Below are 24625 nucleotides of genomic sequence, written 5' to 3'. Positions count from 1 at the left end.
CCATCATGCGTGCGCCGGGGCGCAGCGACGCTTTCGTCCGCTGCGCTCACCGTTCCGGCTTCGAAGAAAAGTTTCAAGCAAGACTTCCTGGAAAGAGAGAGGGTGCGCTAGCTGCACCCCATACTGTTGCCGCAGTTGAGGCATTTGTAGCATGCACCGTTTCGAACGGTAATATGTCCGCACACGTCGCAAACCGGTGCGTCACCCATCATCGCGTCAAGATGCGCCGAGAGGCTCGATCCCGCCTGTGCGCCGTCTCCGCTCACAGAAACAAGGCTCGCGGAACCGGGCTGTTCCAACGTCCCGCCGCTATTCGGGATTGCTGCACTGCGTGCAGTCGCTTCTTTCGTAGGTGCGATGCTCGCATTGGCGTGGGTGGGAACGGTGTTACGCACGTCGGCGGCGGCCAAGGTCGGATTTCCTTCCTCGGGTTTGACGTGCGCCAAGTCGTAACGTTGCTTGTATTCGACACCAAGGACGCGGAATAGGTAGTCCACGATCGAGGTCGCCAGCTTGACGTTCGGGTGTCCTTCGACGACGCCCTGCGGCTCGAAGCGGGTGAACGTGAACTGGTCGATATAGGTCTCCAGCGGCACACCGTACTGGAGGCCGACCGAGACGCTCATGGCGAAGCAGTTCATGAGTGAGCGGAAGGCCGCGCCCTCCTTGTGCATATCGATGAAGATCTCACCCAAGCGCCCATCTTCGTATTCGCCGGTTCGGAGGAAGATCTTGTGTCCGCCAACCCGTGCTTCTTGTGTGAAGCCTCGGCGCTTCTTCGGCAAGCGAATCCGCACACCATATTCGCGCGTGCCCTTGGGGGTCAGGGCAAGCGTCAGTTGCGGCCCTTGGTCTGCGGTGGACGGCAAAGGATCCAGGCGCTCGATGCCCGTGGCGGGCACATTCGATGTGCTCTTGGCATCTGCCTTGGACTCCACCTTGTCGGACTTCGACTCGCCGGAGCTGGAGAGCGGCTGCGACGCTTTGCATCCATCGCGGTAGAGCGCGACGGCCTTGAGCCCCAGACGCCAGCCTTCTTCGTACAGCTTGGCGACGTCGTCGATCGTCGCATCGTTGGGCAGGTTCACCGTCTTCGAGATGGCGCCGCTCAAGAACGGCTGGGTGGCGGCCATCATCTTGACGTGGCTCATTGGGGCGAGGTAGCGCTGCCCCGTCTTGCCGCAGCGGTTGGCGCAGTCGAACACCGCGTAGTGTGCGGCCTTGAGGTGGGGCGCGCCCTCGATGGTCATCCGCCCGATGATCACATCGCCCGCCTCTGCAATCTCCGCCTTGCCGAAGCCGAGCTTCTCGAGCAGCGATCCCTTGGTCCCGCCGGACAGGCGCGTGTGCGCGGCCTCGCCGAGGACCCACGGCGCAAAGGCCGAGTCGAGATCGAACACGCCCGGGAGCGCCGTCTCCACCTTGGTGAGGTCTTCGTCGGTGAAGCCCTTCTCCTTCAAGGTGCGCCGGTTGATGTGGGGCGCCGCCAAGAGCGTGTTCGTTCCGCTCACGTAGGCGACGATCTCCTGCACCTCCGCGGGCGCATAACCGAGCCGCGCCAGCGCTGCAGGCACGGACTGGTTGACGATCTTGAAGTAACCGCCGCCCGCCAGCTTCTTGAACTTCACCAGCGCGAAGTCCGGCTCGATCCCCGTGGTGTCGCAGTCCATCAAGAGGCCGATGGTCCCCGTGGGTGCCAGCACGGTCGACTGAGCGTTGCGGTAGCCGTACATCTCGCCGAGGCGCACGGCCTCATCCCAATCTTCGCACGCGGCGCGATAAAGCGAGCCGGTGTGCGCGCCTGTCTGCGAGCCCGACTCGCCGTTCTTGCCCGATTGCTCACCGGGGAGCCAGCAGTCGTCGCGCGAGATGGAGTACGCGGCGTCGCGATGCATGTTCATCACGCGCAGCATCGGCTCGCGGTTCTTGGCGAAGCCCACGAACGCGCCCTTGCTCTTGGCCATCTCCGCGCTCGCCTTGTACGCATGGCCGCACATGATGGCGGTGAGCGCCGCGGCGATCGCGCGCCCTTGGTCGCTGTCGTACGGGACGCCGAGCTGCATGAGCAACGAGCCGAGGTTGGCGTAGCCGAGGCCGAGCGGGCGATAGTCGTGGCTGTTCTGCGCGATGCGCTTGGTGGGGTAGCTCGACAGGTCGACCAGGATCTCCTGCGCGACGAAGAAGATGCGGCAGGCGTGGCGGTAGCCTTCGATGTCGAAGCTGCCGTCCTCGCGCAGGAACTTGATGAGGTTCACCGAGGCGAGGTTGCACGCCGAGTCGTCGAGGAACATGTACTCGGAGCACGGGTTGCTCGCGTTGATGCGGGAGGTGTTCGAGCAGGTGTGCCAGCGGTTGATGGTCGAGTCGTACTGCATGCCGGGATCGGCGCAGCCCCACGCCGCCTCGGCGATCTTGCGCCAGAGATCCTTGGCCTCGAACGTCTCGCACACGTTGCCCGTGAGGCGCATGCGCGTGTGCCATTTGCCGCCCGCGAGCACCGCCTTCATGAACTCGTCGGTCACGCGCACCGAGTTGTTCGAGTTCTGACCGCTGATGGTGTGGTACGCGTCGCCGTTGAAGTCGCTCGAGTAGCCGGCGCGGATGAGGGCGTGCGCCTTCTTCTCCTCGCGCATCTTCCACTCGATGAAGTCGACGATCTCGGGGTGGTCGACATCTAAGCAGACCATCTTGGCCGCGCGGCGCGTGGTGCCGCCGCTCTTGGTGGCGCCGGCCGCGCGATCGAACACCTCGAGGAAGCTCATGAGCCCACTGGAGGTGCCGCCGCCGGAGAGCTTCTCCTGCTTGCCGCGGATGGCGCTGAAGTTGGTGCCCGTCCCCGAGCCGTACTTGAAGAGGCGGGCCTCGGACTTCACGAGCTCGTAGATGCCCATGAGATCGTCCTGCACGGACTGGATGAAGCACGCGGAGCATTGCGGCCGGCCGTAGGCGTTCGCGGTCTCCACGACCTCGGTGGTGGAGGTGCCGTCGGCGGCGAGCTCGGACTCCTCCGCCTCGGGGTTCCAGGCCCAGTTTCCGCCGGATCCCTCGATGCCGTACTGATGGTACAAGCCGCAGTTGAACCACACGGGCGAGTTGAAGGCGCCGTACTGGTTCACCAGCAGGTACGAGAGCTCCGCCTCGAAGGTGTCCGCCGCTTCGGTGCTGGCGAAGTAGCCGCCGAATGCTTCGGCGGTGGTGCGGATCGTGTGCGCGATGCGGTAGACGACTTGGCGGACGCTCCGCTCACCCTCACCGAGCCCCACGCCATTCGTCTTCGACGGCGACGAGCCGCTCTGCAGGCCGGCCTTTCGGAAGTACTTGGAGATGACGATGTCCGTGGCAAGCTGGCTCCAGCCCGCGGGGACCTCGGCACCTTCCATCTTGAAGACCACCGATCCATCGGGGTTCGAGATGGTGCTCGAGCGGCGCTCGTACGTGACTTGGTCGAGGGGATCGATGCCGGCCTTCGTGTAGAAGCGCTGCACGGGGACCTCGTCTTGGGTCCGCGCGTGAGCCGGAACAGTGGCAGCGGTCTTCGGCGTGATGGCTTGGGAGGAACTGGCGATCGCCTTCGGCGTAGCCGGCGCTTTCTTCGTCTGCTTGCTCGTCATCGTATGGTTGCGCCCGTTCGAAACTTTGCCGAAGTCCGATTCTGCCATGACCGCCTCCTGTTGCTGGCAATGGGATGGGAAGGGACACGAACGGGGCCGTTCGAGGGAAAGCGACTCCTGAACAGAGTCTCAACGTAATGCTGAACGTTCCCCTGAACAGCCCCCGCGTCACGATTCGTCTGTTCTTCGCCGCACCGCATGTGCTTGCCGGGTGCAGTCCGTCTGGCCTGGTGTGCTCGCGTCCGGAAAGTCCTTCTAACCACAAAGGCTTGTGGCCGTCCAGCGATTCGGACACCGCCCTTAGTGGCTGTCCTGACGGAGGGGGATCACTGCACATGTAAGTGCACGAGATCCTTCAACGATGTGCAGGGGTGAACACAGGTTCTATACAGCCACTGCCCAGTTTGTGCGCGCCTTGTTCAGGTGTTGTCCACAAGTTGAGCACCGCTCGACGCGCGGTGGAGGTCTCGAAAGAGAGAGGCAACCGCAAGGGCGCAAGGGTCGCTAGGGGCCAGAGCCAGAGATGGATAGAGAGGGGAGGCTGCTGCGACGGCGGGGGAGGTCTCGAAAAGAGAGAGGCAACCGCAAGGGCGCAAGGGTCGCTAGGGGCCAGAGCCAGAGATGGATAGAGAGGGGAGGCTGCTACGACGGCGGGGGGAGGTCTCGAAAGAGAGAGGCAACCGCAAGGGCGCAAGGGTCGCTAGGGGCCAGAGCCAGAGATGGATAGAGAGGGGAGGCTGCTACGACGGCGGGGGGAGGTCTCGAAAAGAGAGAGGCAACCGCAAGGGCGCAAGGGTCGCTAGGGGCCGGAGCCAGAGATGGATAGAGAGGGGAGGCTGCTACGACGGCGGGGGGAGGTCTCGAAAAGAGAGAGGCAACCGCAAGGGCGCAAGGGTCGCTAGGGGCCGGAGCCAGAGATGGATAGAGAGAGGAGGCTGCTACGGGCCCCGAGCTGAAAAACAAAAACAACGAGCCCCCAGAGGCATTCCACCCTTTGCGCTCCTAGCGCCCTGGCGGTTTTCTCTTCTCTGGGCCCGTCAGAGCATTCCACCCTTTGCGCCCCTAGCGCCCTGGCGGTTTTCTTCTCCGGCCCGTCAGAGGCATTCCACCCTTTGCGCCCCTAGCGCCCTGGCGGTTTTCTCTTCTCCGGCCCGTCAGAGCATTCCACCCTTTTGCGCCCCTAGCGCCCTGGCGGTTTTCTCTTTCTCCGGCACGTCAGAGGCAAGCCACCCCTTCGGCGCCCCTAGCGCCCTGGCGGTTTCTTTTCTCGGCAAACGTCGGGCAAGCGCCGAAATGCGGCGTCTATGCTGGGTCCAGATCGATGTCGCAGTTGAGCGCGCCGCCCAGTTCGTCGAGGTTGTGGCGCAGTGCCTTGACGGAGACGTGGTTGGGGACGAGCATCACCAAGGTCATCGTGAAGACGGGCGTGCCCATGAAGGGCGCCGACTCGAGACGGGTTTCGAGCTCTTCGATGTTCACGCCTTGTTCGTGCAAGTAGCGGGTCAGCTTGTGCACGATGCCGGGTTGGTCCATCGAGTAGCTTCGCAGGCGGAAGGGCACGCCGCCGCGGGGCGGGGCTTTTTCGGCGCTCGAAAATTCGATGGCGAGGCCCATCTCGCGCGCGGCGCCTTCGAGCACGCGGCGCGTGTTGTCGAGGGTTTGACGATCGCCGAGGACGAGGGCCACCAGGGCGAAGCGACCGCGCAAGTTGATCATGCGCGCGTCCGCGAGGTTGGCACCGGCTCGGTGCACGTGGCCCGAAAACTCCGAGGTGATTCCGGGTCGATCGGGGCCGACGGCGGTGATGACGAGTTCTTCGGACATGGGTGGCTCCTGGCGTTTCGGATTCTTCCGGCGCCATCTTAGAAGAGTCGCGCCGTCGTGTCGTTAGAAGAGACGCGCCGCCGTGTCGTCCGTGAAGAGCCATGCGCTGCGCGGGATCGATAAGTGGCCGCCCTCGATGGTGAGGCGATTCATCGAGGCGAGGCGATCGGCGGCGCGCCTTCGGTCGCGTGGCCAAGCTTCGACGTCGAGGTCCCGTGCGCTCGCCTCCAGATCGACGCCCTCTTCGGTGCGAAGGCCCAGCATGATCTTCTCGCGCAAGAGCGCCTCGGGATCGACGCGCTCCGAGAACATCGATAAGCCGTCGCCCTCGCCCGTGCGATCGCTCCGCATGGTCGAGGTGCCCTCGATGTACCGCTTTGGATCGATCGCGTTGCGGTACCGGACGCGGCTCGGCTCCGCGGCATCGGGGCGAATGCAGCCGAAGGCAGCGCAGCCGAGCCCGATGTACTCCTCCCCGCGCCAGTAGCCGAGGTTATGGCGCGATTCTTCGCCCGCCTGCGCGTAGTTGGATATTTCATAATGACGGAATCCGCGGCTCGAGAGCGCCTCGTCGATGGCGAGAAAGGCGTCGGCCGTGCGGCCGTCGTCGGCCAGAGGGAGCCTTCCGCGGCGGGCGAGCTCCCCGAACTGCGTGCCCGGCTCGATGGTCAGCTGGTAACACGACAGATGCGTGAGGCCGAGGTCGGCGAGGGCCAGCGCTTGGTCGCGGGCGTCCTCGGCTGACTGATCCGGAAGGCCGAAGATGATGTCGGTCGAGATGCGTGGCACGCCCGCCGCCAGCGCGTCGTGGATGGCGGCAAGCGCGCCCGCGGAATCGTGCAGGCGCCCGAGAAAGCGCAGCTGCTCCGCGCGCAGCGACTGCGTACCGATGGAAAGGCGGCCCACGCCCGCGTCCATCAGCGCGGCGGCGCGTTCGCGGTCCAAGGAGGTGGGGTTGCATTCCACCGTGATCTCGAGATCGGGCGCGCACGAAAAATGTTCACGGATGGCACGCAGCACCCGACCGAGCTCGCGAGGCTCCCAGAGGCTCGGCGTTCCGCCACCGAAGAAAATGCTTCCCACGAACCGATCGCCGATGGCCTCCCGGCGCGCATCGAGCTCGCGAAGAACGGCATCGGCATAGCCGGAGTGGTCGATCGCGGTGCGCTCTTTCGCGTAGCTTACAAAGTCACAATAGGGGCACTTCGCCAGGCACCACGGAAAATGCACGTACACGCCGGTCTGGTTATGTTTCATCGGGACCCGCCAGTATCGCATGGGCGCAGGCCCTCACGAACGATTCGGGCAGTCGCCCGTCCAACGTGGGGAGAGAGCAAACAGGAGCAAAAGAGAAAGTGGCCAAAAAGGTGCGGTCGCGAACACATTGGCAGTCTTTGGCAGAGTCTCCAATTGCCGGGGAAAAGACCCAATGTTACGTTTCGGTTTCAGCCGCCTATCACCGTCAGCCCGCATCGAGCGCCAGCACGAAGGTCAACGCGCGGACCCGGCATAGAGGCTAACCCATGCTCCAAGTCGATGACCTAATCCAGCGCGTTCGAGGGTATCAGCCTCTCGCTGATGCCGATCTCATCAAACGAGCTTACGATTTCAGCTACCGTGCCCACTCGGGCCAGGTTCGCAAGTCGGGCGATCCCTACTTCGTCCACCCCGCGGGGGTGGCCGGCATCATCACCGAGCTCCGCTTGGATACGGCGAGCGTGTGTGCCGGGCTCTTGCACGATGTGGTGGAGGATACGCTCGCCTCCACCAAGGATCTCGAGCGCGAATTCGGCCACGAGATCGCCAACCTGGTGGATGGGGTCACCAAGCTCTCGAAGATCAACTTCACGTCGAAAGAAGACCGCCAGGCGGAGAATTTCCGCAAGATGGTGGTCGCCATGGCGCGCGACATCCGCGTGCTCCTGGTGAAGCTCTGCGACCGCGTGGACAACATGCGGACCCTCGAGTTCATGAAGCCGGATGCGCAGGAGCGCATCGCGCGCGAGACGCTCGACATCTATGCGCCGCTGGCCAACCGCCTCGGCATGCAGAGCTTCAAGAGCGAGCTGGAAGATTTGTCCTTCAAGCACCTGGAGCCGGAGACGTACGCCGAGCTTTCCAGCGCCATCAGCCGCACCAAACGCGAGCGGGACAAGTACATCTCCGACGTCAGCAAGACCTTGCTGGCGCGCCTCGCGGAGCAGGGCTTCGCGTGCGACGTGAGCGGCCGCGCCAAGCACCTGTACTCCATCTGGCGCAAGATGAAGTCGCAGGACTGTACGATCGATCAGATCCACGATCTGATCGCGTTCCGCGTCTTGGTCGAGTCGGTGAGCGACTGCTACGCCGCGCTCGGCGTCGTGCACTCGAAGTGGACCCCGGTGCCGGGCCGCTTCAAGGACTACGTCGCGCTCCCCAAGCCGAACATGTACCAGTCGCTCCACACGACCGTGATCGGTCCATCGCGCGAGCGCCTCGAGATCCAGATCCGCACGCACGAGATGCACCGGGTGGCCGAGCGCGGCATCGCGGCGCACTGGCGCTACAAGGAGCGAAACGGCGGCGGGGTGCCCGATCAAGACGCGCAGCGTTTCGGTTGGCTGCGCCAGCTGATGGAGTGGCAGAAGGAGCTCAAGGATCCGGCCGAGTTTCTCGAGGGGGTCAAGGTCGACCTGTTCGAGGGCGAGGTCTATGTCTTCACCCCCAAGGGTGACGTGCGGGTGTTTCCGCGCGGCGCCACGCCCATCGACTTCGCGTTCGCCATCCACTCGCAGCTGGGCGAGCACATCACGGGCAGCCGCATCAACGGCAAGATGGAGCCGCTGCGCTACAAGCTTCGCAACGGCGACGTGGTGGAGATCATCACCAACCCGAACCAACACCCGTCGAAGGACTGGCTGGAGCTCGCAGGCACCACGCGCGCCCGCGCCAAAATCCGCAACTACTTGCGGGCCGAGGAGCGCGAAAAGTCGCTTCGTCTCGGGCGCGAGCTGCTCGAGCGCGATCTGCGCAAGTCGGGGGTGAGCCTCAACCGCCTCCTGAAGAACGACCACGAGCTGGGCAAGCTGTTCGAGTCCCTCAAGGTGCAGAACCAAGAGGAGCTCTTCATCAGCATCGGCTATGGAAAGCTCAAACCAGGCGACGTGGTGGCGGTGGTCTCGCCGCCCGAAGAAGACGGCCGCGAGAGCATCCCCCCCGCCGATTTGCGCGAGGGCCGCATCGAGGGCCTGGTCCGCAAGGTCATCAAGCGCGACGAGGACGGGATCCGCCTCAATGGAATCGACGACGTCCTCGTCCGCTACGCCCGCTGCTGCAATCCGCTCCCGGGCGACGACATCCTCGGCTTCATCACGCGCGGTCGCGGCATCACCATCCACCGCCGCGGCTGTCCCAAGGCCTTCGACACGGATCCTGCACGCCGGGTCGAAATCTCGTGGGATGCGAAGGCGAAAATCAACCGCAACGTCCAGCTGCGGGTCACCACCGCAAATCGGCCTGGCATTTTAGCCACGGTCGGTCACACGTTCAGTGCGCAAGGCATCAACATCAGCGAAGCGAACTGCCGCGCCGGGGATGACGGCCGGGCCGTCAACGTATTTACGTTCATTTGCAGTGATATGAACCAGCTCAAGAATGTGATGAAGGCCCTTCACAAGGTGGAAGGGGTCGTCGCGGTCGAGCGCGCGTAAAGCGCGGGGGAGCGTCGGGTATTGCGTGTACGTCCTGAGCTGTCGCGCTGAAACTATAGACCGCAGGCGCAAAGGTCGCGGTAAACTGCATCCGTGCAGCACGTGAAAAAAGAAATGCGGGGGCCACTCGATGCGGACGCAGACGCCACGCGACCCATACTCGTCGTCGACGACGACGAGGACTTGCTCGAGGTCTTGGTCGACCTGCTGGCTGCGGCCGGATACACGGTGGGTTGGGCTCGAAACGGACAAGACGCGTTGTCCGAGATCGAGAAAGGCGGCCTTCCGAGCGTCATCTTTCTCGACATGCACATGCCCGTCATGACGGGCGCGGAGTTTCTCGAGCGGCGGATGCGCGATCGCGAGCTGCGCAAGGTGCCCGTGGTGGTCATGTCGGCCCACGCGGTGACCTTCTCGCGCTCGGCCTTTGGCGTGGTCGATGTCATCGTGAAGCCCTTCAGCTTCGACGACCTGCTTCGCGCCGCCAAAAGGCACACCGGTTCTGCTATCACCCACTGACGATGTCTTTGCATGTGCGTGTGATCGGTGGCGGTCTGGCAGGATGTGAGGCGGCCTTTCAGCTCGCCGAGCGCGGCATCCACGTCACATTGATCGAGCAGAAGCCCGAGCGCCGGACGCCGGCGCAAACGACGGACTGGCTCTGCGAGTTGGTGTGCTCCAACTCGATGCGTTCGAACGCGTGGGTCAACGCCGTGGGCCTCTTGAAAGAGGAGCTGCGCCGCTGCGGCTCGCTGATCCTGCGGTGCGCCGAGGAGTCGCGTGTTCCGGCGGGCGGCGCGCTGGCCGTGGATCGGGAGCGCTTCGCCGAGGCGGTGTCGTCGCGGATCCGGTCGCATTCGCATATCCAGGTGGAGCATCGGGTGGTGATGCACCTGCCCGAGGCGTCGGCGGCCGAGCCCGTGATCGTGGCCACCGGGCCTTTGACGGGCGACGAGCTCGCCGCCGATCTGGCGTCGAAGATCGGCGCCTCGCAGCTCGCCTACTACGATGCGATCGCGCCCATCGTGAGCCAGGATTCCATCGACGAGTCCAGGGTGTTTCGGCAGTCGCGCTGGGGCAAGGGCGGCGAGGACGACGCGCCCGACAAGGGCGAAGTGCTCCGCGATCGCGCCGCGCTGGGCGACGAGGCGTACATCAACTGCCCGATGGACGAAGCCGAGTACAAAGCCTTCGTGGCCGCCATCTGCGAGGCCGAAAAGGTGGCGCCGCGGTCGTTCGAGGACATTCGCTACTTCGAGGGCTGTCTGCCCATCGAGGTGATGGCGGGGCGCGGTGAGCTGACCTTGGCATACGGGCCGATGAAGCCCGTGGGCTTGACCGATCCGCGCACGGGCAAGCAGCCGTTCGCGGTGGTGCAGCTGCGCAAGGAGGACGCGGGGGGCACGGCGTACAACTTGGTCGGCTTCCAGACGCGCATGACGTACGGCGAGCAGGCGCGCATCTTCCGGATGATCCCCGGGCTGGAGGAGTGCGAGATCCTTCGCTACGGCAGCGTGCATCGAAACACCTTCGTGAACGCGCCCGATCTGCTCGACGAGCGGATGCAGCTGCGGGCGCTGCCCAACGTGTTTCTGGCGGGGCAGATCACGGGGGTCGAGGGCTATGTGGAGAGCGCGGCCGGCGGCTATATTTGTGCCGTCTTGCTGGCGCAGGTGCTCTCGGGCAACGCGTTGGTGCCGCCGCCGGAGACCACGGCGCTGGGCGGGATCCGAACGCATTTGATGCGCAAGCAGCCGAGCTACCAGCCGTCGAACATCACCTGGGCGTGCATGCCCCCGCTGGAGGCCACGCGCCGCTTGAAGAAGCGCGATCGCTACGCGGCCATGTCGGAGCGCGCGCTCGTGGACTTGGGGCGCTGGCTGGACACCGCGCCGCTTGCGAGGCCGCCGGCGTAGCGCAACACTTGCGGGATGGCGCGCTCGCCGATCTCGGCCGGGGTTCTGCTCGCTCTGGCGGCGGCGCTGGCGTTTGGGAGCACCACGCCGTTCGTGCATCGCTTCGGGGCAGGGGTGGGGCCGTTTGCAACGGCGTGCCTGCTGTACGCGGGCGCGGCGTTGGTGGCGGTGTTCTGGCGCGGGCGCGCGGATGCGGAGGCGCGGGTGCGGCGGGAGCATCTGCCGCGCATCGTGCTGGTGGCGATGTTTGGTGCCGTGGTGGCGCCGGCGGCGCTCGCGTGGGGCTTGCAGCACGCGGACGCGGCCAGCGCGTCGTTGCTGCTCAATTTCGAGGCGGCGGCGACCGTGCTCTTGGCGCGGTGGTTCTTTGGGGAGTCGCTCGGCGGGCGCGTGTGGGGGGCGGTGCTGGCGATGGTGGCCGGTGGGGGCTTGCTGGTGGTGGCGAGCGCCGGCGGTGCGCTGGGCGCGAGGTGGGGGCTCTTGGCCGTGCTGCTGGCGACGTTGGCGTGGGCGGCGGACAACACGCTCACGCGGCCGCTGTCGGATTTGGATCCGATGGGGCTCATCGCGCGCAAGGCGGCGTTTGGTGCGGTGTTTACCGGGGTTCTGGCAATGGCGTTCGGCGAGGTGCTGCCCTCGGCGCGCGGCGCGGCGGGGCTCTTGGCGTGCGGCGCGAGCGGGTACGGGGTGAGCCTTCGTTTGTACTTGCTCGCGCAGCGGCGGCTGGGGGCGGCGCGCACGGGGTCGGTGTTTGCCGTGGCGCCCTTCGTGGGGGCGGGGCTTGCCTGGGCGTTGGAGGGCGCGCCCAATGGGGCGGACGGGCGCGCGGGCGCGCTGACGGTGCTCGCAGGGGGGCTGTTCGCGCTCGCGGTGTATCTGCACCTCTCCGAGGCGCATAGCCACGAGCATACGCATGCCGCGATGGTGCATGAGCATGCGCATCGGCACGACGATGGGCATCACGACCACGTGCACGATCCGCCGGTCACCGGAGCGCATAGCCATGTGCACGCGCACACGGACGTGACGCACACGCACGAGCATGCGCCGGATGTGCATCACGGGCATCTGCACTCGTAGGTGGTGCGGGCTCCGGGCTGGGGATCCGAGCCGTGGGCTGGGGATACGGGCCGTGGGCCGGGGATTCGGATCGGGGTTAGCGCGGGCGTCGGGTCGGTGGCTCTTCGTAGAGCGCGGAGTGCAGACCGCACTCCGTCTTCGCTTGCCCCGCCCAGCGCCCCGCGCGTTCGTCCTCGCCCTCGCGGACGGGGCGCGTGCAGGGCCAGCACCCGATCGAAAGATAGCGCCGGGCGCGCAGCGGATGTTCTTCGATGCCGTGGCGTTCCAGGTAGGCGCCGACTTCGGGGGCGGTCATGGTGGCGATGGGGTGCACCTTGACGTGGCCCTCGGCGGTGGGGAGCAAGATGGGTACGTCGGCGCGGGTGGCGCTTTGGTCGCGGCGCAGACCAGAGACCCACCCGCGGGCCTCGCGCAGGATGGGCGCGAGCGGCTCGATCTTGTTCACGCCGCAGCAAAAGTCGGGGTTCTTCGCCTGGATGTCGGCGCCGTGCTCGATCAGAAAGTCGTCGCGCGGGATCTTCGAGCGAACGACCTGCACGTTCAGCCCCAGGCGCTCCACCAAGCGATCCTTGTAGGCGATGGTCTCGTCGAAGAGAAAACCCGTGTCGATGAAGACGACCGGCAAATGCGGCGCGACTTGGCTCCAGAGGTGGAGCAGCACCCCGCTGCCCGCGCCGAACGACGAGGTGAAGAGCAGCCGCTCCCCCCATCGTTCGACGGCCCAGGCCAGACGCTCCGCATAGCTCGCGGCCTCGAGCCGCGCGTTCGCCTCGACGAGCTCCTGGCTCGTCATCGTCATCGATTGGCTCGCGCGCGACTCTGGCACGTTCATGCTGCGCACTCGCCCTCTTTCAAATCGACCACGAACCCTCGCTCCTCGCCGATGTCCGCTTCTTCGTGCTCGCCGGCGGCGGGCGGCCCCGCGAGGCTCGCCAGGGCGGCCGTGACGCGCTTGGGATCGACGCGCTGGAAGAACTGGCGCGGGCGCTCGCCCTCTTTGCGATCGGTTTCGTAGAGCTTCATCAACAGGACCACCGCCTCCGGCACCCTGCGGGCGATGATCTTGACCACCTGCCGGCCGAAGCGCGCGCCGTTTTCGTCGACGCCGCCGCCCAGGTGCAGCTGATAAACCGGCACCGTCACATTGCCGAAGGACTTGGCGCCGCCGTGGAAGCCGAGATCGGCCACGTGGTGCTGTCCGCAGCTGTTGGGGCAGCCGCTGATCTTGATGCTGGTGTCGACCGACGCGGCCAGCTCGCGCGCGTCGTCTTCTTCGAGCCGCGCGGTGATGGCGGCGCCGAGCGCGCGCGACGACGTGACGGCCAGGTTGCACGACTCGGCGCCGGGGCAGGCCACCACGTCGCGCGCGGTGTGCACGCCGGTTCGGGTGAGCCCGAGCTCGGTGAGGGCCGCGTAAAGCGCGGGGAGGCTCTTTTGGTGCACCCACGACAGTAGCGCGTTTTGGTCGATGGTCAGCCGCACTGAGCCATCGCCGAAGCGGCCCACGATGCGGGCGAGGCCGCGCAGGTCTTTGCTCGAGAGCTCGCCGTGTTGAAGCCGGATGTACACGGCCGCGTAGCCGTCTTGCTTCTGATCGACCACCGCGCTGGCGCGCCACGCGAGAAAGCCCGCGGGGCGCTCCTCGGGCGCTTCGACCGGGGGCGCGGGCGTGCGGCTCGGAGCCTCGGGCAGCTTGAGCTCCGCGGCGGCCTCGGCGTCGACCTCGGCCCGGATCTGCGCGTAGGTCTCGCGGAACTTGGCCTCGCCTAGCTTGCGCAGCACGTACTTCAAGCGCGCGCGGTGCTTGTTGTCGCGGTTGCCGAGGCGGTTGAACAAGCGCAGGATCGCTTCGCCGATCCGTGCGATCTCTCCCGGGTGCACGAACTCGTGCAGGGTGATGGCGGCTTGCGGGCTGGTCGACAAGCCGCCGGCGGCCACCACGATGAAGCCCGGCTCGCCGTTCTTCACGGTGGCGATGAAGCCGAGATCGTTGATTTGCGTCATCGCGCAGTCGCTCGCGCAGCCGCTGAAGGCCGTCTTGAACTTGCGCGGCAGGCCGCCGGACAGCGGATGGCGCAAGAAGTAGCGGGTGAGCGACTCGGCGTAGGGGCTGATGTCGAACGGCGCGGCCTTGCAGACCTCCGCCACCTCGCAGCCCGTCACCGTGCGCGCGGTGTTTCCACACGCTTCGCGGGTGGTGAGGCCCGCTTCATCGAGCCTCCGCATGGCCGGCTCGATGTCCTTCATCTGCACGAAGTGGAACTGCACGTTCTGCCGCGTGGTCACGTTGCCGATCCCGTGGCCCCAGTTGTCGGCGACATCGGCCAGGGCCTCGAGCTGCTCGGGGCCGACCAGGCCGTAGGGGATCTTCACGCGCAGCATCTGCACGCCGTCCTGCCGTTGGCCGTAGACGCCGCGCTGAAGACGGAAGGCCCGGAACTGCTCGGCGGTCAGCTCGCTGCGCTCGAAGGACTCGAGCTTGGTCACGAAGTCTTCGATGTCCTTCGGATCCGAGTAGCGGGGCAAATAGGGTGCGTGTCGTGCGGGTTCTACGTGTTCGGTCATGGTGCACTCGCCGCGTTGCCGGGCGCCTCTGCTCGAGCGAGCTCGGACTCTTCGAGGTAGCCGAGCTCGCGTAGTTTGATCAGGATGCGTGAGGTCGCCTGCGCGACCGTGAGCGCGCTCGTGTCGAGGGTGACCTCGGCGGCGAGCGGCTCTTCATAAGGGTCGTTGACCCCGGTAAACTGTGGGATTTGCCCGGCGAGGGCCCTCTCGTAGAGGCCCTTGACGTCGCGCTTGATGCACTCGTCGAGGGGCGGCGCCACGTGGACCTCCACGAAGTCGCCGATGGTGGCGCGCGCGCGATCGCGGGCCTCGCGGAAGGGCGAGATGGCCGCGACCAGCACGAAGACCCCGTTGCGCGCCAAGAGATGCGACACGAAGGCGATGCGGGCCACGTTGAGGTCCCGGTCCTCCCGGGAGTAACCGAGGCCCTTGGACAGGTGCGTGCGGACGATGTCGCCGTCGAGCAGCTCGACCTTTTTTCCCGCCGCTTTGAGGCGAGGGAGCAGGGCTTCGGCCAGGGTGGACTTTCCGGCACCCGACAACCCCGTGAACCATACGACAGCGCCCCCAACCCCCTTCCCAGCCGTCCCCAACATGCTCTGCGCCCTTTCTAGGTCCCTTGCAGCATCGAGGGCCGGCCGTGGTCCGCGACGCCCCCCGAGGTCGAACGCAGGCCCTTATTTCCGCGGGTTCCCCGACTTCCCGTATCCGCTTCCATGGTAGGGTGCGCGCTCAACCACAAGGTCTGCGATGTGTGGGTCTCGTATAACACATATTTGTCCAGAATAATGGAGGACAGATTGGCTGTTCGCAAGGGCAATCCTGGGGCGCGCGCTCGAGCCGCGGAAGCGTTGGGGGATGACATTGGTGCCGCGGAGCTTGGTCGCCGCGTCGCAGAGAATCTCCGCCAGAGGCGCAAGGCACGCGGCATGTCGCTCGACGATCTGGCGCAGTCTTCGGGGGTCAGCCGCGCGGCGCTCTCGCAGATTGAGACGCAGAAGTCGAACCCGACCTTGGGAATCCTTTGGAAAATCGCCGTCGGCCTCGGCGTGCCCTTCGCCGATCTCATTGGCGAAGCCAAGGGCGGCGTCTCCATCCTGAGGCGCGGCGACGCTCAAATTTTGCGGTCCCTCGATGGAAAGCTCGAGAGCCGCCCGCTGGCCCCGGCCGGGGCTTCACCGGTGGTCGAGCTGTACGAGCTCCGGCTGGCCGCGCGCTCCACGCATGTCTCCGAGGCCCATGCGCCGGGCACGCACGAGTTGGTGGTGGTGCTCACGGGATCGCTCCGCCTTCGGGTGGAGGGAGAGGTCTACGATTTGGTCGCCGGTGATTCCATTTCGTTTCCGGCGGATGTCGGCCACGCATACGAGAACCCCGGCGGCTCCGAGGCGCGCTATCACAACGTGATCGTGTACGAGCGATAGGCGCTTCCTCGCTTGCTGCACGAGACACCGTTCGTTATTCTGAATCGCCGTTTCGCCATAGCGGATGATGCGGACGGCGCAGTGAACGACCGGACGAAGCGGCGAACGAAAGAACCATGAGCAGGAAGCCCGATAAGCTCAACGAGAGCACCTTCGGCGTTCGAAGGATGCAGCGCGGCAAAGTGTGGCTGGTCGGCGCAGGCCCCGGTGATCCGGAGCTCTTGACCGTGCGGGCCCACCGCCTGATCGCCCAGGCCGAGGTGCTCGCGTACGACGAGCTGGTCTCGCAGGCCATCCTCGATCTGGCGCCGCCCGAGGCCGAGCGGATCCCGGTGGGCCGGCGCGCGCGCGGATGCCGGCATCACGAGGCCAAGATCCATCCACGGGTCCTCGAGCTGGCGCTCGAAGGGCGCGAGGTCGTTCGCGTGAAGGGCGGCGATCCCTTCGTCTTCGGGCGCGGCGGCGAGGAGGCGGAGGAGCTCTTTGCTGCGCGCATCCCCTTCGCGATCGTTCCAGGCATCTCGGCCGCCCTCGGCGCCGCCGCGCGCCTGCACGTTCCGCTCACGCACCGTCAAGTCTCGTCTTCGGTGACCTTGGCCACCGCCCACGCGGCCACCCCCGAGGGCGAGGCGACCTTGCCGAGCTACCTCCCCACCGACGGAACGCTTGTATTCTACATGGGATTGGGGAAGCTCCGCGAAAGGCTATCGGAGCTGGTGGCGCGAGGGCGCGCGCCGTCGACACCTGCGGTGGCGATCGCGTCGGCCACCCTCCCCAACGAGCGGGCCGTGTTCGGTACCATCGCGGATCTGGCCGAGCGCGTGGAGGACGCGAAGCTCGAGGCCCCGGCGTTGGTGATCGTGGGCGAGGTGGTGGCGTGCGCGGTGGCGAGCCCCGAGTCGGTCGAGGGCTTGGGCGAGGACGAGAACGAAGGCGAAGCGCTCGGGCGCACCGCGGGGGGCATCGACGGGGCGGGCTAGTCGCCTTAGGATCGAGGCGATGGGACTCGTTTGGAACGCCGAGCTGTACGACGGCAAGCACGCCTTCGTGGCATCGTACGGCGCGGACTTGTTCGAGCTCCTGGCGGCGCAGCCGGGCGAGCGCGTGCTCGATCTCGGGTGCGGCACGGGCGATCACGTGGCGGCCCTTCGGGCGCGCGGCATCGACGCGCTCGGGGTCGACGCGAGCGCCGAGATGCTCGCGCGCGCCCGCCAGAAATTCCCCGACCACCCCGCCCACGTGTTCCGCGTGGGCGACGCGCGTTCGCTCGACGTCGCGGGCGAGTTCGACGCGGTCGTCAGCAACGCCGTGCTGCACTGGGTTCCCGACGCCGACCTCGCCGCCCGCTCGATCCACGCCGCGCTAAGACCCGGCGGCCGTTTCGTGGCGGAGCTCGGGGGCAGCGGCAACACGGCCACCATTGGCGGAGGTGTCGAGGCGTTGCGCGGGGCGCGCGGCCTCCCACCGGTGCGGTCGCCCTGGTATTTCCCGACGGTCGGACAATACGCCGCGGTGCTCGAGCGCGCCGGCCTCGAGGTTCGGCAGGCGTGGCTCTTCGATCGACCGACCCAGCTCGAAGGCGACGATGGCCTCGCGACCTGGGTGCGCATGTTCGGACACCACTGGCTCACCGACGTGCCCGACGTCGATGCGTTCCTCGCCGAGTTGAGCCACGCGCTGCGCCCGGCGCTGCACCGCGACGGCCATTGGTTCGCCGACTACCGTCGCTTGCGCGTGGTGGCGGTGAAGCCATCCGGGCGTTGACGGCCCGTGCCGCGGATCCTCGCGCGGCAAGCGGCCTCCCTCATCTCGTGATTTCGGCAGGGGACGCGATCTCCCTGCGGCGTTCGACACGTCGTTGAACGAGCTCCCGCTTCCGTAGCGCGGGCCAGCGCCGATCCTCAGAGCAGCTGCTCGACGGTGCCGGCGATGGCGAGGAACTCCTGCGCGTCGAAGGACGAGCCCATTCCAAACCAGGTGGCGCGGGGCTGGGTGGTGATGGTGAGGACCGACATGGGGCCTTGCGGGCTGGCGTGCGAGGAGATGCGGACGATGCGTTTGGCTTTGATGGTTTGATTGCTCATTTTGTATTCGGCGCGGGCGAATTTGTTGACGCGTTTGACGAGGTCTTTGTTGGCGTTGAGCTTTTCGGACGCCGCGGGGTCGCCTACGAATTTGGAGTTGCCGAATACCTTCTCGTCTTCGAGGACGATTTCGCCGAAAATGGGTTTTGCGAGCGGTGTCGCGTAGACGAGCGAGCCGAGCACGATGGCGTTCCCTGCTTTGATCACCGGCACTTTGAGGTTGCACGGCCGCGATGTTTGGACGCGGAAGTCGAATGTGTAGAGCGGCTTCACACCTCCCGCGCCGAATATTTCGAAGATGGCGTCTCCTGCGATGTCCCCGGCGAATTGACCGAGCGATTGTGGGCGGAATTGGCCATGAATCTCGACTTGATAAGGAATGGGCGCTTGCACTCCGAACTCCTTGCGCACCTTGGCTTCGACCTTGGGCCCGTTCGACTCGGCTTTGTCCGACCAAAATAGCATTGTCGCTCTCCTGCGGACGCCGACGATTCGCCGTTCCCATCCGCATCGTGAGCTTACGAGCGTGATCATGGCTTTCTTCCCGCGGCCCTCGACGAGGGCGACTTTTGGCGCCAAGGTCCATCGCGTTGGAGTGATCGGGTCGATCTGGGAGCAATTCGATCCCAGGGTGCCGGTCGCTGCGAACGCCCGTGCACATGGCGGCGGGGGCCGTGGTGCTCGCCGTGCCCTGAGGGCAAGCTCGGGACGAGTCAGGCGCCAAGAGCACCCGTCCTTTCGCCGCGCGGACTTCGTCGCCGAGCGCGAGCAGGCGTGGAGCGAAATGGCGCACGCGAGGGAGGCTGGCGCGTGCAATCGTGAATGCCAGAACGATCTCGACCATCGCGTGATGCAGCTGGCGCTGTCGAACCTACAATTGCGACTTCGTGAGCTCGCACGGACACGTTGCCGCACGCGAAACTACGCTATCGAATCCCCAATTGCGTTCGCCTGCGCGCCGATGGCAGCAACGAAGTTGCCGGAATTCGTCCGGACGTCGAGATACCGACCTACGAAGGAGAGCGTGAGCCCGATCGTGCCATGCGCTTTCTCGAGGCAGTCGGTCGCGATCTTCCCGCACGGTGACGCCGGGAGATCTCCTCCCGCGCGAGCCGAGAACCTGCAGGCCTATCTCATCGGTTTCGCAGCGATGGACCCCGAAACGAGGACATGTGCTCCAGCGCCTCCGGACACGTGTCCGTCGCATCGGCGGTGTCCGTTCGCATCCGTCGCCATCGCGGGGCGATTCCCGCGGTAAACCCGCCCGGCGCCCCGCGGCATGTCGGTTGCTGACCCGATGCGATGCAAGACGCGACGCGAGACGCGATGCGAGAGGTCCGCTCATGATGCGAGAGACGAAGCCCCATGGCGCGATGGCGCGCCCGCCGCAGCCTCCTCGGCAAAAGCACGAGCTCGCGGCGGCCCTGTTCGTGGTGTTCGCGGGGAGCCTCGCGCTGGCGATGCCGCTCGTGAGGGAGTGGGCGGGGGAGGATCGCGCCCACGACCTGCTGCACCTGCGCGTGGAGGGCGCCTCCTTCGGCGGCTTGGAGCTCGAGGCATCGTGCTCGGCATCCTCGTCCCCCGCGCTTCGGTGTCGCGTCTCCCTTCGCTCGGGACTCGGTCCATGATCGTCGAGCATCGAGCGGAGTGGACAGATGTCCGGCCTTCGGACACCTGTCCGCGGATGAACCCTGCGCCGCGCGCAAAACATCGGTGTCCAAGCCTCGCGGTGCACGATGGCTGGCTGGCACATCGGTTGCTGAAGCGGACGGCGATGCGAAAGGACCTAAGGTGATTCGGCCCACATCGACGATGGATCGGCCGATTGAGCCGGCGATGCGCACGTGGCGGCGGAAGCGCGCGCTCTGGGCGGCGCTGGCCATCGCGCTCGCCGCGAGCGTGGCGCTGGCCATGCCGATGGTGCGGCGGTGGGCACGCGCGGAGCGGGTGGTCGATGCCTCGCTCCTTCGCATGGGCGAGGTGGTGCGCGGTGATTTGGAGCGCGACGTGTCGGTGCAGGGCAGGGTGGTCGCCGCGCTCCACCCGACTTTGTACAGCCCCGTGCAAGGGACGGCGGCGCTGCTGGTGCGCGCCGGAACGGAGGTGAAGAAGGGGCAGCCGCTCTGCCGCATCGAGAGCCCCGAGCTCACCAGCCGATTGGCGCAGGAGCGGGCGACGACGGGCTCCCTGCAGGCCGAGCTCTCCCGCCACGAAATTGCCGCGCGGCAGGCGGCGGTGAAGGCGAAGCAAACGATTTCGCTGCTCACCCTGCGGCTCGAGACCTCGAAGCGCGCCCTGCGCCGGGCCACCACCCTGCACGACGAGGGGCTCATCAATGTCAGCACCTTCGAGAAGGCCCAAGACGACGCGGAGATCGCGGCGCTCGAGTTGAAGAACGCCAGCGAGACCACCGTGCTCGAACAGGAGACGCTCGCCTTCGAGGTGCACAATCGAAAGCTCTTGCTCGAGCGGCAGCAATCCATCGCGAGCGACGTGGCGCGACAGGTCGACGATCTGACGGTGACCGCGCCCTTCGATGGAATGGTGGCGCAGGTCAGCGTGCAAGATCGCGACGCCGTCAACAAAGGCCAGGCGCTGCTGTCGATCGTGAACCTCACGGCCTTCGAGATCGAGCTGGATTTCCCCGAAAATTACGCGACCGACGTGGCCATGGGCACGCGCGCCGAGATCATGCACCAAGGCAAGCCGTTCGCCGGGCACGCCACGGCGGTCTCACCGCAGGTCAAGGACGGCCAGGTGCGGGCGACCGTGGTGTTCGATGGCGACGCGCCCACCGGGTTGCGGCAGAGCGAGCGGCTGCAGACGCGCTTGATCTTCGACCGGCACGATGGAGTTCGCAAAGTACCGCGCGGTCCGTTCCTGGAGAGCGGCGGAGGGCGGCACGTTTACGTGGTTCAAGGTGGCGTGGCCGTACGGCGGCCCGTGCAGCTCGGGGCCGTGAGCGTGGGCGAGGTCGAGGTCGTGAGCGGGCTCGCCCTCGGCGAGCGTATCATCGTCTCGGATACGACGCTCTTTCAAGGCGCCGAGACGGTCCTCATTCGTGAATAGGAGAGCGAGACGATGCTTCGGATGAAACACGTGAAGAAGGTATATCGAACCGATCTCGTGGAGACGCACGCCATCTCCGATTTGACCTTGCACGTTCGGGCGGGCGAGTTCGTCGCCGTCATGGGCCCCTCGGGATCGGGCAAGACGTCGTTCCTCAACGTGGCGGGGCTGCTCGACACCTTCAGCGAGGGAAAATACGAGCTCGACGGGCGGGACGTGAGCCGCCTCTCGGACTCGGAGATGTCGCGCATTCGCAACGAGAAGATTGGGTTCATCTTCCAGAGCTTCAACTTGATCCCCGACCTCGACGTGTTCGACAACGTCGATGTGCCTCTGCGCTACCGCCGCCTGCCGCGCGCCGAGCGCAAAGACCGCATCGAGCGGGCGCTCGAGCAGGTGGGCCTCGCGTCGCGCATGCACCATTTGCCCTCGCAGCTCTCGGGCGGGCAGCAGCAGCGCGTGGCCATCGCCCGGGTGCTCGCCGGCGATCCCAGGCTCATTTTGGCCGACGAGCCGACGGGGAACCTCGACTCCCTCATGACCCGCGAGATCCTCGATTTGCTCGAGCAGGCCAACGAGCGGGGCACCACCATCGTCATGGTCACCCACGGCGCCGAGTGCGCCATGCGCGCGCACCGGCAGATTCATATCCTCGATGGCCGGGTGGTGGAGGTGGAGCAGGTGCCCAGCTTGGTCCGCCCGTCCGATCCCGCGCTCGCGGCGGCGACGGCGTAGGGCCATGCTCGACTACCATCTCAAATTGGTCGGCCGGAGCTTGCGCCAGCGGCCCGGGCACGCGCTCTTGGTGGTGGCGGGGATCGCGCTAGGGGTGGCGGTGGCCACGGTGTTTTCGGCCATCCGGCACTCGTTCGCCAAAGATCCGATCCCGAGCAAGTCGGGGGTTCTTTATTACGTTCGGATGGATAGCTGGGATCCGGCGCACCCGAACTTCGAGCCGGTTCCCTCGCAGGTCACGTACATGGATGCGATGGGGATCATGCGCTCGAGCATCCCCGTTCGGCAGTCGGTCATGACCCGCGCGGAGCTGAACGTGATCCCCGAGCCGGGCAAGGCGCACCCGAGCAGAGAGCCGACCCGATTGTGCTTCGGCGACTTCTTCACCATGTTCGACGTGCCGTTCGAGTACGGCTCGGGGTGGGATCGCAAAGCCGATGAGGCGCGCGATCCGGTGGTGGTCTTGAGCAAGGATCTCAACGACCGGGTCTTTGGCGGCGGGAACAGCGTGGGGAAGGTGCTGCGCATCGAGGATCGCGACTTTCGCGTGGTCGGCGTGCTCGCGCGGTGGTCGCCTTCGGTCCTCTTTTACGATTTGGTGTCGCGCCGGGCGCCGGGGACCCCCGAGGCGCTGTTCATCCCGTTCAATCTGGTCGGCCCCATGCAAATCCAGAGCTCGGGAAGCCAGGCCAATTGGAAGCCGGCGGCGGGGCCGGGGTACGAGGCGGAGTACCTTCAGGGCGAGAAGACCTGGCTGCAAATGTGGGTCGAGCTCCCCACGGCCGCTAAAGTTGCAGAGTACAAGGATTTCGTCGATGCGTACACGATGAGCCAGAAGAAGGTGGGGCGCTTCCAAAGGCCGCTCGACAATCGGGTGACCCCGCTGCTCGAGTGGATGGTGGATCGCGGCGCGGTTCCGCCGGAGACCACCGCGATGATGATCGTGGCCATCCTCTTTCTCTCGGTGTGCGCGCTGAACCTCATGGGGCTGCTCATGGCGAAGTTCTTGGCGCGGGCACCGCAGATCGGCGTGCGACGCGCGCTGGGGGCGCGCCGCTGGGATATCTTCGTGCTGCACCTCTTGGAGTGCGAGGTGGTGGCGCTCGCGGGCGGTGCGGTCGGCTTCGTGGCCGCGTGGCTCGCGCTCTTCGGGGTCAACAACTACGTCAAATCGATGTATTCGCGCAGCGACGTGTTCCAGATGGATTGGACGATGCTGCTCTTCGCCGTGGTCGCCTCGCTGGCCGCCGGTTTGATGGCGGGGCTCTATCCCGCCTACCGCGTATGCCGCTTATCGCCTTCGACGTACCTCAAACTCCAGTAAACGGGCGCACGTCAAACCATGGAAGAATTAGGTCCCATTTTTCGCGCGATGCTGCGCAACAAGGTCAAGTTCGGGCTCATCGTGGTGGAGATCGCGCTCACCTTGGCCGTGGTGGCCAACTGCGCGGCCATGATCTTGAAGGCGCGGCGCGAGATAAGCCAGCCATCGGGCTTCGACGACGAGAACCTCTTGATCGTCACCGCGCGCCCGCTGGACTCGGCGATGCGAAAGGACGAATCGCTCGCCGACATGCTCCGCCGGGATCGGGAGGCCGTGCGCGCGACCCCCGGGGTGCACGCGATGCTGGAGACGTTCTTCACGCCCTGGGGCCCGAACCTGACGACCACCGGCGTTCGGCCCGCGGAGTCCACGATGGAGCAGCTCACCGTGCAGAGCTACCCGACCGGGGAAGGTCTCACGGAGACCCTGGGCATAAACCTGGTCGAAGGCCGTGAGTTTTCGCGCGAGGACGTCGATCGCGACACCCAGCGCGCGAAGGTCTTCAACGCCACCCAGCACGAGCACGACGCGCGCGGTAAGCCGCTCACGTCCTTCGAGCAAGACGTGGTCATCTCGCAGGCGTTCGCCAAGCACGCGTTCGGCGACGGCCCTTATGTCGGGCGGTGGCTCGATGACGAGGCGGGGACCCTCTTTCACGTGGTCGGCGTGGTGGATCGCTTCTACAAGCCAGGGCTGGCGAGCGACGCCCGGAGCAACGAGCACGTGATGTTCTACGCCGACCGCGACGAGTCGTACGGGCGCGGGTTCCGGGCCCTGGTGCGCACCGAGCCCGGGCAAGCGGTCCTGGTGGCGCGCGATCTGGAGGAGCGGCTGGCTCGTCCCGGAGAGCCCCGGCAGATCAAGGTGGAGCGCATCCCCGAGGTGCGAACCACGCACTTCGGTCCCCAGCGGCTGGTGACCACGTTGATGGGGGTCGTGATCGCGCTGCTGGTCTTGGTGACGGCGCTCGGGATCGCCGGGCTCACCACGTTCTCGGTCACCGAGCGCACGCGGCAGATCGGCACGCGCCGCGCGCTGGGGGCCACCACCGGCGACATCCTGCGGTACTTCTTGGCCGAGAATTGGCTTCTGACCACCCTGGGCCTCGTCCTCGGGTTCGGGCTGGCCATGGGGCTCAATGTCATCGTCGTGTCCGTGTTCGCGGGGGCCAAGCTGAACGTGCCGCTCTTGGTGCTGAGCATGATTCTGCTCTGGAGCGTGGGGCTCGGCTCGGCCATCGCGCCGGCGCTGCGCGGTGCCCGCATTTCGCCTGCCGTGGCCACGCGAAATATCTGATCATGGGG

At 66.2% G+C, this 24625-nt stretch carries 19 protein-coding genes; 12 read left to right on the top strand and 7 right to left on the bottom strand.

Features of this window, described 5'->3' with window-relative positions; all coding sequences use genetic code 11:
• Positions 1-107: 107 nt before the first annotated feature.
• The 3 genes from LZC94_33430 to hemW all read right to left on the bottom strand — a co-directional run bounded on the left by LZC94_33430 (position 108) and on the right by hemW (position 6692).
• On the bottom strand, positions 108-3659 hold the full coding sequence (locus tag LZC94_33430) for a vitamin B12-dependent ribonucleotide reductase (protein ID WXB12740.1): 3552 nt from the start codon (positions 3657-3659) through the stop codon (positions 108-110).
• A 1254-nt stretch (positions 3660-4913) separates the two neighbouring features.
• The gene (locus tag LZC94_33425; protein ID WXB12739.1) at positions 4914-5435 is read right to left on the bottom strand and encodes a hypothetical protein; all 522 of its coding nucleotides are present in this window, start codon (positions 5433-5435) and stop codon (positions 4914-4916) included.
• 63 nt (positions 5436-5498) lie between these two features.
• Positions 5499-6692: a radical SAM family heme chaperone HemW gene (hemW, locus tag LZC94_33420; GenBank protein ID WXB12738.1), complete on the bottom strand. Its 1194-nt coding sequence runs from the start codon at positions 6690-6692 to the stop codon at positions 5499-5501.
• Between the two features lie 266 nt (positions 6693-6958).
• Here hemW and LZC94_33415 point away from each other — a divergent pair, with 266 nt between their 5' ends.
• The 4 genes from LZC94_33415 (at position 6959) to LZC94_33400 (ending at position 12120) form a co-directional block, all read left to right on the top strand.
• Positions 6959-9124, top strand: a complete 2166-nt coding sequence (locus LZC94_33415) for a bifunctional (p)ppGpp synthetase/guanosine-3',5'-bis(diphosphate) 3'-pyrophosphohydrolase (GenBank protein ID WXB12737.1) — start codon at positions 6959-6961, stop codon at positions 9122-9124.
• Positions 9125-9217: 93 nt separating this feature from the next.
• Positions 9218-9643, top strand: a complete 426-nt coding sequence (locus LZC94_33410) for a response regulator (GenBank protein ID WXB12736.1) — start codon at positions 9218-9220, stop codon at positions 9641-9643.
• A 2-nt stretch (positions 9644-9645) separates the two neighbouring features.
• Positions 9646-11040 (top strand): methylenetetrahydrofolate--tRNA-(uracil(54)-C(5))-methyltransferase (FADH(2)-oxidizing) TrmFO, encoded by a 1395-nt coding sequence (gene trmFO, locus LZC94_33405; GenBank protein ID WXB12735.1) that lies wholly within the window; start codon positions 9646-9648, stop codon positions 11038-11040.
• A 15-nt stretch (positions 11041-11055) separates the two neighbouring features.
• Positions 11056-12120 carry a DMT family transporter gene (locus tag LZC94_33400; protein WXB12734.1) on the top strand — a complete coding sequence of 355 codons (1065 nt, stop codon included), beginning with the start codon at positions 11056-11058 and terminating at the stop codon, positions 12118-12120.
• A gap of 76 nt (positions 12121-12196) precedes the next feature.
• Here LZC94_33400 and LZC94_33395 read toward each other — a convergent pair whose 3' ends face one another.
• The 3 genes from LZC94_33395 to cysC are packed head-to-tail and all read right to left on the bottom strand — an operon-like array spanning position 12197 to position 15281.
• Entirely contained in the window at positions 12197-12952 is a 756-nt protein-coding gene (locus tag LZC94_33395; protein ID WXB12733.1) for a phosphoadenylyl-sulfate reductase, read from the bottom strand.
• Positions 12949-14685, bottom strand: coding sequence for a nitrite/sulfite reductase (locus LZC94_33390; GenBank protein ID WXB12732.1), 1737 nt, complete (start codon positions 14683-14685; stop codon positions 12949-12951). Before LZC94_33390 ends, LZC94_33395 begins: the two co-directional genes overlap by 4 nt.
• Entirely contained in the window at positions 14682-15281 is a 600-nt protein-coding gene (gene cysC / locus LZC94_33385) for an adenylyl-sulfate kinase (protein ID WXB12731.1), read from the bottom strand. The genes LZC94_33390 and cysC overlap by 4 nt, the downstream gene beginning before the upstream one ends.
• A gap of 333 nt (positions 15282-15614) precedes the next feature.
• On the opposite strand from cysC, the gene LZC94_33380 reads away from it, so the two are divergent.
• The 3 genes from LZC94_33380 (at position 15615) to LZC94_33370 (ending at position 17873) form a co-directional block, all read left to right on the top strand.
• A complete protein-coding gene (locus tag LZC94_33380) occupies positions 15615-16109 on the top strand; it encodes an XRE family transcriptional regulator (GenBank protein WXB12730.1) in 495 nt (164 codons plus the stop codon).
• Between the two features lie 116 nt (positions 16110-16225).
• Positions 16226-17089: a uroporphyrinogen-III C-methyltransferase gene (gene cobA / locus LZC94_33375; GenBank protein ID WXB12729.1), complete on the top strand. Its 864-nt coding sequence runs from the start codon at positions 16226-16228 to the stop codon at positions 17087-17089.
• Between the two features lie 19 nt (positions 17090-17108).
• Positions 17109-17873, top strand: coding sequence for a methyltransferase domain-containing protein (locus LZC94_33370; GenBank protein ID WXB12728.1), 765 nt, complete (start codon positions 17109-17111; stop codon positions 17871-17873).
• Between the two features lie 137 nt (positions 17874-18010).
• Here the strand turns inward: LZC94_33370 and LZC94_33365 are convergent, their stop codons facing one another.
• Positions 18011-18658: a hypothetical protein gene (locus LZC94_33365; protein ID WXB12727.1), complete on the bottom strand. Its 648-nt coding sequence runs from the start codon at positions 18656-18658 to the stop codon at positions 18011-18013.
• 878 nt (positions 18659-19536) lie between these two features.
• Between LZC94_33365 and LZC94_33360 the strand changes: the two genes are divergently transcribed.
• From LZC94_33360 to LZC94_33340, 5 genes are all read left to right on the top strand, one after another.
• A complete protein-coding gene (locus LZC94_33360; protein ID WXB12726.1) occupies positions 19537-19821 on the top strand; it encodes a hypothetical protein in 285 nt (94 codons plus the stop codon).
• A gap of 184 nt (positions 19822-20005) precedes the next feature.
• A complete protein-coding gene (locus LZC94_33355) occupies positions 20006-21262 on the top strand; it encodes an efflux RND transporter periplasmic adaptor subunit (protein ID WXB12725.1) in 1257 nt (418 codons plus the stop codon).
• Positions 21263-21283: 21 nt separating this feature from the next.
• Complete coding sequence (locus LZC94_33350) at positions 21284-21997, top strand: ABC transporter ATP-binding protein (protein WXB20282.1); 714 nt, start codon at positions 21284-21286, stop codon at positions 21995-21997.
• Positions 21998-22001: 4 nt separating this feature from the next.
• A complete protein-coding gene (locus LZC94_33345; protein WXB12724.1) occupies positions 22002-23321 on the top strand; it encodes an ABC transporter permease in 1320 nt (439 codons plus the stop codon).
• 18 nt (positions 23322-23339) lie between these two features.
• Entirely contained in the window at positions 23340-24617 is a 1278-nt protein-coding gene (locus LZC94_33340) for an FtsX-like permease family protein (protein WXB12723.1), read from the top strand.
• The last annotated feature ends 8 nt before the right edge of the window (positions 24618-24625 follow it).

The sequence above is a fragment of the Sorangiineae bacterium MSr11954 genome, assembly GCA_037157815.1.
GTDB lineage: Bacteria > Myxococcota_A > Polyangia > Polyangiales > Polyangiaceae > Pendulispora > Pendulispora albinea.
Note: the sequence above shows the minus strand (reverse complement) of the source record. Positions and strands in the feature narration are given on the sequence as shown.